Here is a 12,907-nt window from a genome sequence, read left to right as displayed (position 1 = left end):
TAGATGAGGCGTTGGTATTGTTTATGCCGTCGGGTCGACGTGGAAATTTCCCCGTCGGCACACCGGTGCTTGATGCTGCCCGCTCATTGGGTGTTTACATCGAGTCTGTTTGTGGCGGGCGCGGCATATGCGGCCGGTGCCAGGTAACCGTCGCTGAAGGGCAGTTTGCCAAGCACGGAATTACCAGTTCAGCAGATCATCTGGCGGCTTTTACAGATACAGAAGCACGCTATCGCTCAAAGCGCAGTCTGGCAGATGACCGGCGTCTTTCCTGCTCTGCCAAGGTTACCGGCGATATTGTCATCGACATTCCACAAGATGCGCAGATGCAGCGTCAGGTCGTGCGCAAACGCGCAGAATATAAACGTATTGAACGCGATCCTGCGATCCGTCTGCATTTTGTGCAGGTGGAAGAGCCCGACATGGAACAGCCATTGGGCGATCTGGATCGTTTGCTGACATCATTGAAGACGGAGTGGCATCTTGAACATCTCCAGATTGAATCCTGGCTTTATTCAAAGGTTCAGTCGATCCTGCGCAAGGGAAAATGGGAAGTTACCGCAGCCGTACATACGGCTGATGGCATTTCAACCCTGATTGGTTTATGGCCCGGTTTTCATGACAAGTTCTATGGGGTGGCCTTTGACATTGGCTCAACCACCATTGCCTGCCATCTGTCTGATATGATGAGCGGACGCACGATTGCTTCCTCCGGCACCTCCAACCCGCAAATCCGGTTTGGCGAGGACCTGATGTCCCGCGTATCGTTTGTAATGATGAATCCCGGTGGCGAGGAACAATTAACTAAATCAGTGCGCGACGCCGTCCGCAGTCTGATTCAAAAAGTCTGTTCAGAAGCTGGAATAGACAGGCATGCCATCCTTGATTCCGTATTCGTCGGCAATCCGGTCATGCATCATTTGTTTCTAGGCATTGACCCAACTGAGCTTGGTGGTGCGCCGTTTGCGCTGGCCGTCTCGGGCGCGTTGGACTTTCCGGCGCGTGAACTTGAGCTGGATCTGCATCCAGGCGCGCGGACGTATATTCTTCCCTGTATTGCGGGACATGTGGGCGCGGATGCAGCCGCTGCAACACTTGCAGAAGCTCCGCACAAGGAAGAAGAATATACCTTGCTTGTGGATGTGGGCACCAATGCGGAGATTGTTCTTGGTAACAAAGACCGCATTGTCGCGGCGTCCTCTCCAACAGGACCTGCCTTTGAAGGTGCCGAGATTTCCTGTGGCCAGCGCGCAGCGCCAGGAGCGATTGAACGGGTCAGGATTGATCCTGAAACACTGGAATCACGCATCAAGGTCGTCGGTATTGATGAATGGTCGGATGATCCCAGCTTTGCTGAGCAAGTTGAAGCTGTTGGCGTTACGGGCGTATGCGGCTCCGGCATTATCGAAGTTCTGGGCGAAATGTTTCTTGCCGGCCTGATTGATGAAGACGGTGTCATTCAGGGGGCTATGGCCGAAAAATCTGATCGCGTTATCGCTGACGGACGCACATTCAGCTACATATTGTGGCGTGGTGCTGTGGAATTGAAAATTACACAGACTGACGTTCGCTCCATTCAATTGGCAAAAGCCGCTTTGTATGCTGGCGTGAAACTGTTGATGGATAAGCTGGGTATCAGCGAAATCCGCAAGGTTAAACTGGCGGGTGCGTTTGGCAGCTATATTGATCCGAAATATGCCATTGTCATTGGCCTGATTCCAGATTGTGATCTTAGCAAGGTTACAGGTGTTGGCAATGCCGCCGGAACCGGCGCCCGCATGGCATTGCTCAATCGAGGGCACCGTACCGAAATTGAGGCGCTGGTTCGTCGTATTGAGAAGATTGAAACTGCACTTGAGCCGAAATTTCAGGAGCACTTTGTCAATGCCATGGCGTTTCCCAACAAAGTTGATGCCTTCCCCAATCTGTCTGAGAAGGTGCAGCTTCCCGAACGCAAGCAGGGTACATCCGGAGCTGGGAATGCTGGTGGTCGGCGGCGTCGCCGATCTCGTAGCTGACGTAAGTTCGTGAACTTTATTTGTTCAACAGGTTACTCGGGAGTTCACTGAGTTCCGGAACGCATTCCATTGCCGGGAACCGCACACATACAATATATGCAGCCATCGCCGCGCGTTGTTTGGCTGTGGACGTCAGAGATAGAACTGAAGCGTTGGGATTTAATTACCGCTGGCGGTGGCGATGCCTGAATCAGTGCCTGAAGTTGCAGCAGCACTTATCGGTTGAAGTGGCTCCAAAGGCGCAACAATCACCGTTTTCGTATCATTGACCAGCTGTGCTGGCGGAGTATCGGAGCTGATGACAACAGGCGCTGCTGACACACTGATTTCTGTCGGTGCATTTTTCTTGAGCCACTTCTCGGCCAGGCGCACAGCATTGCGTCGCTCTTTTTCCGACGCCAGAATGAAAGCCGTTTCATGTTCACTACGCACTGTCTCTGCATCGTAGTCGCTGGCGCGCTTAAGTGCGATTGTGATCCATTTAAGTCCACGTACCCGTCGCTGAGGAACGCCTTCACCATGAAACAGCATGTGCCCGAGTTCTGCCTGCCCAAGCACATGGCCCTTTTCGGCGGCAAGCTTCAGCCAACGTGCGGCCTGACGTGTGTTTTTGTCGCCGCCCTCGCCTTCCAGATACATTTTGGCAAGCAGGTATTGTGCGTTCGGATCGCCAAAATATGAGGCTGCGTAACCATATATCTGGCGCGCCTGATACGGGTTTTTGCCGACATGGGTTCCGCTTATGCCGGTCATGAAAAATCCGCCCAGCTCGACAAATGCATTCGCTACAAAAGGCGCTTCGGGGCTGTTTGGACTGTCTTCTGCATGGGCATTGGCTATATCGCGGAAATATTCAAATGCGCGCAGCGGGCTGGTTTCAACGCCGTCACCCGATGCGTACATGCGCGCGAGTTTCCATTGGGCCATGGCACTGCCCTGGCTTGCTGCAAATTGCAGTGCGTTGACAGCTGTTTCCTTATCTCCAGCGCGGTAAGCCTTGAACCCAAAGCGAAACGCCTCCATTGGCGATGCCTGTTCCTCAATGAGCGGCTTTGCTCCGTCAAATGCGGAAACCGGCAACGTTTGCATTGTTGTCAGGCCAGCGCCCAGCAACACACATGCAACAAATCGGACCTGGAAATTTCCGTCAAATATCCGCATAGGTGTTCTTCTCAGCTTCTCCGCCTGGATGCGTAATCGCACCATACCGGGCTGATCCGACGGTCTGTGCATATTTCCATATGGCACCACTTGTCGAATCCGTTTCACGGGGCTGCCATTTTGCTTTTCTGTCGGCTAGTTCCTGGTCACTCAGATGAGCGGCTAGCAAGCCTTCCACGGCGTCAATTTCAATGATGTCGCCATCCTGGAGCAGTCCGATTGGCCCACCAACGGCCGCTTCCGGGCCAACATGGCCGATGCAAAAGCCGCGGGTTGCGCCTGAAAAACGACCATCAGTGATCAAAGCAACCTTGTCGCCCATGCCCTGCCCATAGAGCAAAGATGTGGTTGAAAGCATTTCCCGCATGCCGGGTCCGCCTTTTGGTCCTTCGTAACGGATCACCAAAACATCACCTTCTTTGTAGGTCTTGTTCTTCACCGCTTCAAAACAGGCTTCTTCGGAGTCAAAACAACGGGCTGGGCCTGTAAACTTCTGATTGACCATGCCAGCCACTTTTACAATGGCTCCGTCCGGAGCAAGATTGCCTTTCAGGCCAACCACACCACCGGTTACAGTGATCGGATCATTGGCAGGACGCACCACATCCTGATCAGGGTTCCACGATACTTTTTCCATGTTCTCGGCAATTGTACGTCCGCTTACAGTCAGACATTCGCCGTGCAGAAAGCCTTGATCCAGAAGGGTTTTCATCAGCAGTGGAATGCCGCCAGCTTCGAACATATCTTTGGCTACATATTTGCCGCCTGGCTTCAGATCGGCAATGTACGGTGTGCGCTTGAATATTTCGGCGACGTCGAACAGATCAAACTTAATGCCGCATTCATGGGCAATAGCAGGCAGATGCAGCGCTGCGTTGGTTGACCCGCCAGAAGCTGCAACCACGGTTGCTGCGTTTTCCAAGGCTTTCCTGGTGACGATGTCACGCGGGCGGATATTGTCGCGAATGAGTTCCATAACTTTTTCGCCGGCGGCAAAACAGAAACGATCACGCATTTCATAGGGTGCAGGTGCGCCAGCAGAATATGGCAGCGCAAGGCCAATGGCCTCTGACACGGTCGCCATTGTGTTTGCGGTGAACTGAGCACCACAAGCGCCCGCAGACGGACAGGCCACCTGCTCCAGCTCAGTCAAATCCGCATCGGACATGTTGCCTACAGAATGTTGACCAACGGCCTCAAACACATCCTGAACCGTAACGGGCTTGCCACGGAAGGTACCGGGCAGGATTGATCCGCCATAGATGAAAACGGATGGTACATTCAGGCGCACCATAGCCATCATCATGCCTGGAAGAGATTTATCGCAACCGGCAAGGCCAACGATCGCATCATAGCAATGGCCGCGCATGGTCAGTTCGACGGAATCAGCAATCACGTCTCGCGACACCAGAGAAGCCTTCATGCCCTGATGACCCATGGCAATGCCATCAGTCACGGTGATTGTTGTGAATTCGCGTGGCGTTCCGTGGTTGGCGGCAACGCCTTTCTTAACGACCTGCGCCTGCCGCATAAGGGAAATGTTGCAGGGTGCAGCCTCATTCCAGCATGTTGCCACGCCGACGAATGGCTGGTGAATCTCGGTATCCGACAAACCCATTGCATAGTAATATGACCGATGCGGCGCTCGCGCCGGGCCTTCGGTGACATGCCGACTTGGCAGTTTTGATTTGTCGATTACGCGTGTGCTCATGCTTAAGAACCCAATTTCCCTGTTTGCCTCAATTTTGTCGATTGTGCTGATTTGGCTGTCACACCGAGTGTCTACCTGACACGATTTTTTGATGACAACTCCACCGCACCCTTCCCCCCCGATCGTCTTTGCCAATGCTACGACCCCAACGTCGGACGCAATAGGCAGAGTGCTGTTCGATACAGCTTTTGTGGCAGTATCGGGGCAAAAGGTTCTGAATTGGTTGTAGCCTAGATGTTACATCGTGGCTGTTGCCAAAACGCCACAGAATGGCACATGCAACTCTGCAGTACGGGGTCGGACCGGTTTCAATTGGTCCAACCCTGCGGTGTATTCAACGGTAAGTAGAGGTGTCTTAGTTTGCAGCTTCCAGGCGTTCTATTGCGCTCTGGAGCATGTCGCGTTTCTCATTGGCTTCCTGAAGGCGCGCCCGCTCTTGTGTCACAACTTCTTCTGGCGCACGGGCAACGAATTTTTCGTTGCCAAGCTTGCCGTTGATTTTTGCGATATCCTGTTCGACCTTACCAATATCTTTGGTCAGGCGTTGCTTCTCCGCATCAATATCAATGACGCCTTTCAAAGGCATGCAGGCAACAGCTTCACCAATGATAATCTGAGCACTGCCTTCAGGCGTGGCTTTGTCAAAGCTTACGACGTTCAACCGTGCCATGCGCATCAGTGCCGACAGGTTTTCCTCGGTTCTGCGCTGGGTTTCGGCATTGGCACCAACCATGACGATATCGGCCTTGGCACCCGCCGGTACATTCATCTCGGTACGAACGGAGCGAATGGAAGAAATCGCCTCAATCAGCCAGTTGATATCTCCAGCTGCCTGCTGGTCTGCCAAAGCGGGAGACGGCCAGTTTGTTGTGACCAACATCTCGGCTCTCGCACCATCTCCGGTCACGTCCCAGAGTTCTTCCGTGATGAAAGGCATGAAGGGGTGAAGCATTTTCAGGATTTCGTCGCGCGTCCAGGCAACAACAGCCCTAGCTTCTGCTTTATCCGCATCGTCCTCACCCATCAATGCGGGCTTTGAAAGCTCTATGAACCAGTCAGCGAATTTATGCCAGACAAACTGATAAGCGACGCTGGCTGCATCATTAAACCGATAGCTCTTCAAGGCCGAATTGATAGCTTCAATGGTTTGACCACATTCTGTAATGATCCACCGATTGAGCGGATTTTTGACGGAATCAGGCGAGAAATCAGCCGGTATTGAACATTCGTTCATTTCGGCGAAACGCGCGACATTCCAAAGTTTGGTGGCAAAATTCCGATAACCTTCAACGCGGTTGGTGGCCAGTTTTATGTCTCTGCCTGCTGCAGCCATAGCACAAAGCGTAAAGCGCAAAGCATCAGCACCATACTCTTCAATCAAATCCAGTGGATTGACGACATTGCCCTTGGACTTGGACATTTTTGCACCGTGCTCATCGCGAACAAGGGCATGGATGTAGACCGTGTGAAACGGCTCTTCATCCATGAAGTGAAGACCCATCATCATCATCCGGGCAACCCAGAAGAAAATGATATCAAACCCAGTGATCAAAACGTCTGTCTGATAATAGGTTTTCAGCTCTTCTGTCGTCTCTGGCCAGCCCAGAGTTGAGAATGGCCATAGCGCGGACGAGAACCAGGTATCGAGTACGTCTTCGTCCCGCGTCAGCTCCACAACCTCACCATAGTGGCTTTTGGCTTTCTCAGCTGCCTCGGCTTCTGACTTTGCGACAAAGACCTTTTCATCAGGCCCGTACCATGCGGGAATTTGATGCCCCCACCAAAGCTGACGCGAGATACACCAGGGCTGAATGTTCTCCATCCAGTCGTAATAGGTTTTGTCCCAGTTTTTGGGGACGAATTCAGTGCGCCCTTCGCGAACAGATGCGATAGCGGGTTCTGCAAGCGTTTTCGCGTCGACATACCATTGGTCGGTCAGGAATGGTTCTATGGGAACGCCGCCACGATCACCATGGGGAACCACGTGAGTGTGCTCCTCAATTTTATCGAGCAGGCCCATTTCATCAAAAGCAGCAACAATTTTCTTGCGCGCCACGAAACGGTCTAGACCGTGATAGGCGTCAATTGCAGCCTTCATCATGGCGCTGTTCTCATCAGGAACGCCAATTGGAAAATCTTCATTGTCCTTGAGGGCAATGGACGCGTCGACCGCCATAATATTGATGGCAGGAAGGTCATTGCGTTTGCCAACTTCAAAATCGTTGAAATCATGCGCTGGCGTGATTTTAACAGCACCGGAACCGGCTTCTGGGTCGGCATATTCGTCCGCGACAATAGGAATATGCCGTCCAACCAACGGGAGTTCGACGGACTTGCCGATCAGATGCGCATATCGTTCATCGTCAGGATGAACCGCGATAGCTGTATCGCCAAGCATCGTTTCCGGCCGTGTGGTGGCAACCGTGATGAACACGTCCTTTTCGCCAACCACTGGGTACTTGAAGTGCCACAGATTGCCATTGGTCTCACGCTGCTCAACTTCAAGATCTGAAATTGCGGTCAGAAGGTTCGGGTCCCAATTAACCAGACGCTTATCCTTGTAGATCAGCCCTTCATCATAGAGGCGGACAAACACTTCAAGAACAGCCGCTGAGAGGCCCTCATCCATGGTAAATCGTTCGCGGGACCAGTCACAGGAGGCACCCAGTCGTTTAAGCTGGCCTAGAATTGTACCACCGGACTCAGCTTTCCAATCCCAGACACGTTCAATGAATTTCTCACGGCCCATGTCACGCCGACCAGGCAATTTCTTTTCCATCAACTGGCGTTCAACGACCATTTGTGTCGCGATACCAGCATGGTCCATGCCTGGTTGCCACAAGACGTTTTGTCCGAGCATGCGGTTCCAGCGGACCAGAATATCCTGCAACGTGTTATTCAGTGCATGTCCCATATGCAGTGAGCCGGTGACGTTGGGCGGCGGGATGACAATGCAAAAGCTGTCTTCTCCCTGTTTCGCGCCGGACCCGGCGGCAAATGCATTCGCGGATTCCCAACCGGAATAAATACGCGGTTCAACTTCGTTGGGCTGATAGGTTTTTTCTAACATTGAGCTCTCGGATATCCAGTATGCGAATTTGTCTGGTGGGTTATGCCCTGCATGGGTGAGTGTCAACCATCTGACGGTCAATGCACTCTGTCATGGCAACCGGGTGCCTCCCTATATTCGGCCTCCACTTTTTAAATCTGTTTTCCTTCATAAATGCCTTTCGTTTGATTCAGTAGCGCCTGAAATTCTTCAGCGTTCTTTTTATAGTGTATATTTTACATTCGGTGGCGACGCTCACTCATGTGAAGGCTTCGCGATTAAAAAACAAAATATTCCCGAAAAAATTGAATATTCATCAACGGTAAACCTTGTAATAATCAAGTTTCCAATAAAAAAAATTACAAATGCAACCTTTCAGTAAATCTTAAGGTTGCGAATGCAGATTTCCGCTAAACATGTCTAAAGGTGACTCATGGCGAAAAAAATCTATTCACTGATAGTATTTTCAATTCTGTTGATTGGCGTTTCTTATCCCGCATTTGCAGAGGAGTGGCATGTGGTGCGTGTTACACAGCCTGCCGAAATTTCTGGAAATGGAAGTAATTGGGAACCTTTGAAGAGAGGCATGATCATTGATCAAAAGGCATGGATCAAAACCGGCATGCGCGGCCGCGCAATGCTTCGCAGGAACAAGGAAACCATCCTCTATCGTGCCAATACACAAGCAAGATTGATCCAGAGCAACCGGTCCGGTCGAAAAACCGAATTGCTGCAGACATCCGGACGGCTACTGTTGGATGTGGAGACCCGCAAATACAAACACACAAAGGTCACGACGCCATATATTGCTGTGGTTGTTAAAGGTACTCGCTTCGAAGTTTTTGTCGGAAGTGGCAGGTCAAGCGTGAATGTGCGGCGTGGTCTCGTTGAGGTCACTGACCCAAAACGCGGGGAGCGGGTTGACGTTGCACAGGGACAGAACGTTTCATTGGACCCTAGAAAAAATAGCCAAATGCAATTGCGTGGCCGAGGAAAAAAAGCCCCCATCTTAAACGCCCGCACCGGTAAACCGGTTGTTTCTGCGAGCAATCGCGGCCGAGGCGCAATTCCCAAGGGGAATGCGCCCGGTGCAACGGGAAATAACGGAAAAGGTGCCTCCAACGGGAATGGTAACAATGCCTCCAAGGGAAATGGGAACAACTCATCTAACGGGAATGGCAATAGCAACGGAAATGGTAACGGTAACGGTAACGGAAATAGCAATGGTAACGGGAATGGTAATGGTAATGGTAATGGTAATGGTAATGGCAAGTCCTAGAGCGCTGTACTAGGACTTCCTATGAAACTCCCGCGTTTCAAATTATTGCTGCCGAGCTGGTTGTTGACTGGTCTGGTTCCCGTCGCCTTGTTGCTATGCGCTGTGCTCTATCAGTCTGCCGGTTTGTGGCAATCGGCTGATAACTGGTTTGTCGAAAATCGAATGAGGTTTTCAGATCGTCCGGCCGAGCAGGAAATCGTATTTTTGGCCATAGATCGAAAGACACTTAACGATGTCGGTGTCTGGCCCTGGCCAAGAAGCATTATTGCAAAAGCCGTTGATCAACTGGTTGAGCATGAAGCTCTTGAGATATTTCTTGATATCGATTTCAGTGCACCCTCCATCCCAAAGGAAGATGAAATTCTTTCTGAAGTGTTGCGGAAGGCCGATGGGACGGTCATCCTTGCCGCATTTTCGCAAAGCGAGTCTGTCACCTCTGACGCTGACGATATGGCAGACAGTCTCCCGCTACCAATGTTTCAGGAATACTCCTGGATAGCGACAGTTAATGTAATGCCGGAACCCGACGGCATTGTCCGGAAATTCCCTTACGGGCATCTCATCGGTGGTGAACCGCTCCCTTCCGTTCCTGCAGTTCTTTCAGGCAAGACCGGGCCTCCCGACACCTATTTTGATATCAATTTTGCAATTGATCCGGCCACAGTTCCGACCTATTCGCTTATCGACTTGCTGAATGACGAACTTCCCAGATCGGCATTCGCGCAAAAGACCGTAGTTGTGGGGGCACACGCTATGGAATTGCGGGATTCACTGGCCGTTCCAATTCATGGCACACTGTCTGGATCCATGCTGCAAATTATTGCGACCGAAACCCTTCGCCAGGATGTGGATCTGGTGTGGATACTACCAATTTGGCCACTTCTGCTAGCCGCTGTGCTGCAAGTGGTTTTCCTGCAAACGTTACATCGGCGGCGGATGACGTTACGAGTGATCGCATTGGGCGCAATTTCGATTTGTGCGGAAACAGCAGGGTTTGTTCTGTTTTCCCAACATGCCCTTGTTCTTCCAACTGCTGCAGTTCATGGCATGACTGCCGCCATGCTCGTCCTTTTGGCTATTAGGGAAATGGATATACGGCGCTATATGACACTGGTTGCGGACGCACGTGCTACCAATGCCGCCAGCCTGCTCCGGCAGGTATTCGATGATAGCACTGAAGCCATTATAATCCTCGGCGAGAATGGTGACATTCTGGAAGCAAGTCCAAAATCGCGGCAGATTTTTGGCCGGGTAGATTTGGAAACGTCTTCCAACCATTTGCCCCCGGAAGTTCTGAAAAAGGCCAGGATTGCGATTGCCAGTCTCAAATCCAGTTTACCTATTCCAGTTTGCGAGGGCGAGTTGCAGACGGGTACTGATGATGATTACAGGGTCATCGAATACTCCATTACACCCTCTCAATTGAGAGATACTGATAATCGTGCCCTCTTGAAAGGTGATGGTAGATTTGTGGCTTGTGTGATGGCTCGGGACATTTCCGACAAGAGGAAACAGGCGGAAGCGCTGAGTTTTCTCTCAAAACGGGATGAACTGACTGGAGCGTATCGCCGACACGCCTTTGCTGATGTTCTCGATCAAAAACTGTCCCAGCTGTCTGATGACCAATCCTGTCAGATTCTGGTTCTGAACTTAAACCGTTTCAAGACAATCAACGCGACGCTTGGTCGGGATGTGGGAAATCAATTGTTGTGTGCGATTGTGGCCCGTTTGGAAGCTTCCGATCTAGATTTTGAATGTGTTGCACGGCTGCTGGGCGACACGTTTGCTATTCTGCTGAAATCGACAGATCAGAAGTATTTGCTCAAAGCCAAAGGCGAGGAAACCGCCAGGCTTCTCGAAGGGACCTATTCTCTTGATGGTGTCTCAGTCTCCATTGATGCCCGAATTAGCTATGTCTGGTCGGAGGACTCTATTCAGTCTGCCGAAGCAATGCTTCATTGTGCGGAACTGGCATTGGATGAATGCAGAAACTCCGGGACGCGTGCCATTAAAGGTTTCGATCCGGTATCGACCGCAAAGCACAGACGCGCTCGAGAAATCGAACGTGATCTGAGGCCGGCATTGGAGAGGGAAAACTTTGAAGTTCACTACCAGCCCCAAGTCGACGTTAACGGTCGTCATTTGGTTGGTGTCGAAGCACTGGCGCGTTGGACTCATCCGGTTCTGGGAGCGATTTCACCTTTAGAGTTCATTACCATCGCGGAAGCCAGTGGTACAATTGTGCCACTCGGTAAATGGATATTAAAAACGGCTTGCCATGAAGCGGCCAGCTGGTCCTCTCCCATCAAATTAAGCGTAAACGTATCGCCGGTACAGCTGGCAAGAGGAGACATAATTGAGGACGTTCAGGCTGCTCTTGAAGAATCTGGACTGCCTCCCGGTCGTTTGCAGCTGGAAATTACCGAATCGTCATTCCTTGAGGGGGATGGAGAAATCATGAACACCCTCAGAGATATCCAGTCACTGGGCGTCTCACTTGCACTGGATGATTTTGGGACCGGATATGCATCACTCGGCTTTATCTCCCGTTTTTCCATTGACATGATCAAGGTAGATCAATCGTTCATTCGAACATTGACGACTGACTTGGCAAGTCAATCCATTGTTCAATTTACCAAAACCCTGTCCGATGTCTTGGACCTGACAATGTTGTGTGAGGGGGTGGAGACCGAACAGCAGATGAATTTCCTGCGCCTTGTCGGGTGTGACCAGGCTCAGGGTTTTCTATTCGGTCGAGCACAACCTGCCAACGCGATCCGCGAAATGATTGGCGGGCTTGGGAGCGATGAAGTGAGCTTACGACTCGCGTCAAATTCCGGGACCTGAGCTTCAGAAACTCATTATACACGTACGGTAGACGCGATGCTTGCGAGCGCTATTTAGAGCCGGACAGCCGTCTGATTTCGGCAGCCACCATCTTTTCCACCAAGGACGGCAGGTTCTCATCAAGCCAGGATTGCAACATTGGTCGCAACATTTCCTTGAGTAGATCTTCCATCGTCTTGGCCTGACTTGAAACAAGGAGGCCGGACAGGTTCGAGAAGGATTCCGACACCGATGTCGCGGCTTGCTGACTGATCAGATTTTCAAGGCTCGACGGATGCTTGACTGGCGCTGGATTCGGTTCAATTATAGCTGTTGGCTCCGCCATCAGATCAGGTGCCGGATCCGCCTGGACTGCAGGTTCCTGGACCGCCGCCTCATCGTCAATCTCATCGAAGATAATATCCATGCCTTCGATGAGTTCCATTTCGCCATCGTCAGTAGCGGTTTCATCTTCTTCTATTTCAGCTGCAGTGAGTTCCATCACTTCATCATCATCTTCAGACGATGCGTCTGGCTCTGCTTCTTCTGTTGAGGATCCACCAGCATCAGGTTTCGCAGTCTCGGCTTTCGCAGCAACTGCACTGTCGTCCTCATCGGGGGCAAACAGGGCATCAAGATCGTCCGGTGACATCGGCTGGCTGGAATCCAAAAGACTATCCTCCGTTTCAGCGTTGCCGTTTCCGAGCATTTCTTTAGCTGAGTCGCTGTCTTCCTGAGATGTCTGCTCGGAAGTCGGGTTGCCTTCTTCATCAGTAATAATCCGACGAATGGAGGCCAGTATTTCCTCCATGGAAGGCTCTTGCGCTGCAGCAGAGTTCGACATGTGCTTTCCCCAAAAATTA

7 protein-coding genes are annotated in these 12,907 nt (G+C 51.5%); 3 read left to right on the top strand and 4 right to left on the bottom strand.

Annotated features, from left to right (window positions below):
• Positions 1 to 23: 23 nt before the first annotated feature.
• Positions 24 to 2,018 (top strand): ASKHA domain-containing protein, encoded by a 1,995-nt coding sequence (locus RAL91_RS14550; protein WP_306262939.1) that lies wholly within the window; start codon positions 24 to 26, stop codon positions 2,016 to 2,018.
• Between the two features lie 159 nt (positions 2,019 to 2,177).
• Here the strand turns inward: RAL91_RS14550 and RAL91_RS14545 are convergent, their stop codons facing one another.
• The 3 genes from RAL91_RS14545 to RAL91_RS14535 form a co-directional block, all read right to left on the bottom strand.
• Positions 2,178 to 3,179 (bottom strand): tetratricopeptide repeat protein, encoded by a 1,002-nt coding sequence (locus RAL91_RS14545; protein WP_306256942.1) that lies wholly within the window; start codon positions 3,177 to 3,179, stop codon positions 2,178 to 2,180.
• Complete coding sequence (gene ilvD, locus RAL91_RS14540; RefSeq protein WP_306256941.1) at positions 3,166 to 4,890, bottom strand: dihydroxy-acid dehydratase; 1,725 nt, start codon at positions 4,888 to 4,890, stop codon at positions 3,166 to 3,168. The genes RAL91_RS14545 and ilvD overlap by 14 nt, the downstream gene beginning before the upstream one ends.
• 355 nt (positions 4,891 to 5,245) lie before the next feature.
• A complete protein-coding gene (locus RAL91_RS14535; protein WP_306256940.1) occupies positions 5,246 to 7,960 on the bottom strand; it encodes a valine--tRNA ligase in 2,715 nt (904 codons plus the stop codon).
• Positions 7,961 to 8,372: 412 nt separating this feature from the next.
• On the opposite strand from RAL91_RS14535, the gene RAL91_RS14530 reads away from it, so the two are divergent.
• The gene (locus RAL91_RS14530) at positions 8,373 to 9,218 is read left to right on the top strand and encodes a FecR family protein (RefSeq protein ID WP_306256939.1); all 846 of its coding nucleotides are present in this window, start codon (positions 8,373 to 8,375) and stop codon (positions 9,216 to 9,218) included.
• Between the two features lie 21 nt (positions 9,219 to 9,239).
• Positions 9,240 to 12,065 (top strand): EAL domain-containing protein, encoded by a 2,826-nt coding sequence (locus tag RAL91_RS14525; RefSeq protein WP_306256938.1) that lies wholly within the window; start codon positions 9,240 to 9,242, stop codon positions 12,063 to 12,065.
• Positions 12,066 to 12,114: 49 nt separating this feature from the next.
• Here RAL91_RS14525 and RAL91_RS14520 read toward each other — a convergent pair whose 3' ends face one another.
• Positions 12,115 to 12,888, bottom strand: coding sequence for a PopZ family protein (locus RAL91_RS14520; protein ID WP_306256937.1), 774 nt, complete (start codon positions 12,886 to 12,888; stop codon positions 12,115 to 12,117).
• Positions 12,889 to 12,907: the final 19 nt, after the last annotated feature.

The organism is Pararhizobium sp. IMCC21322, assembly GCF_030758295.1.
Lineage (GTDB): Bacteria > Pseudomonadota > Alphaproteobacteria > Rhizobiales.
Note: the sequence above shows the minus strand (reverse complement) of the source record. Positions and strands in the feature narration are given on the sequence as shown.

Coding starts and splice junctions, on each gene's coding strand:
- RAL91_RS14550 (WP_306262939.1), top strand. CDS start 24: ATGCCGTCGGGTCGACGTGGAAATTTCCCCGTCGGCACACCGGTGCTT.
- RAL91_RS14545 (WP_306256942.1), bottom strand. CDS start 3,179: ATGCGGATATTTGACGGAAATTTCCAGGTCCGATTTGTTGCATGTGTG.
- ilvD (WP_306256941.1), bottom strand. CDS start 4,890: ATGAGCACACGCGTAATCGACAAATCAAAACTGCCAAGTCGGCATGTC.
- RAL91_RS14535 (WP_306256940.1), bottom strand. CDS start 7,960: ATGTTAGAAAAAACCTATCAGCCCAACGAAGTTGAACCGCGTATTTAT.
- RAL91_RS14530 (WP_306256939.1), top strand. CDS start 8,373: ATGGCGAAAAAAATCTATTCACTGATAGTATTTTCAATTCTGTTGATT.
- RAL91_RS14525 (WP_306256938.1), top strand. CDS start 9,240: ATGAAACTCCCGCGTTTCAAATTATTGCTGCCGAGCTGGTTGTTGACT.
- RAL91_RS14520 (WP_306256937.1), bottom strand. CDS start 12,888: ATGTCGAACTCTGCTGCAGCGCAAGAGCCTTCCATGGAGGAAATACTG.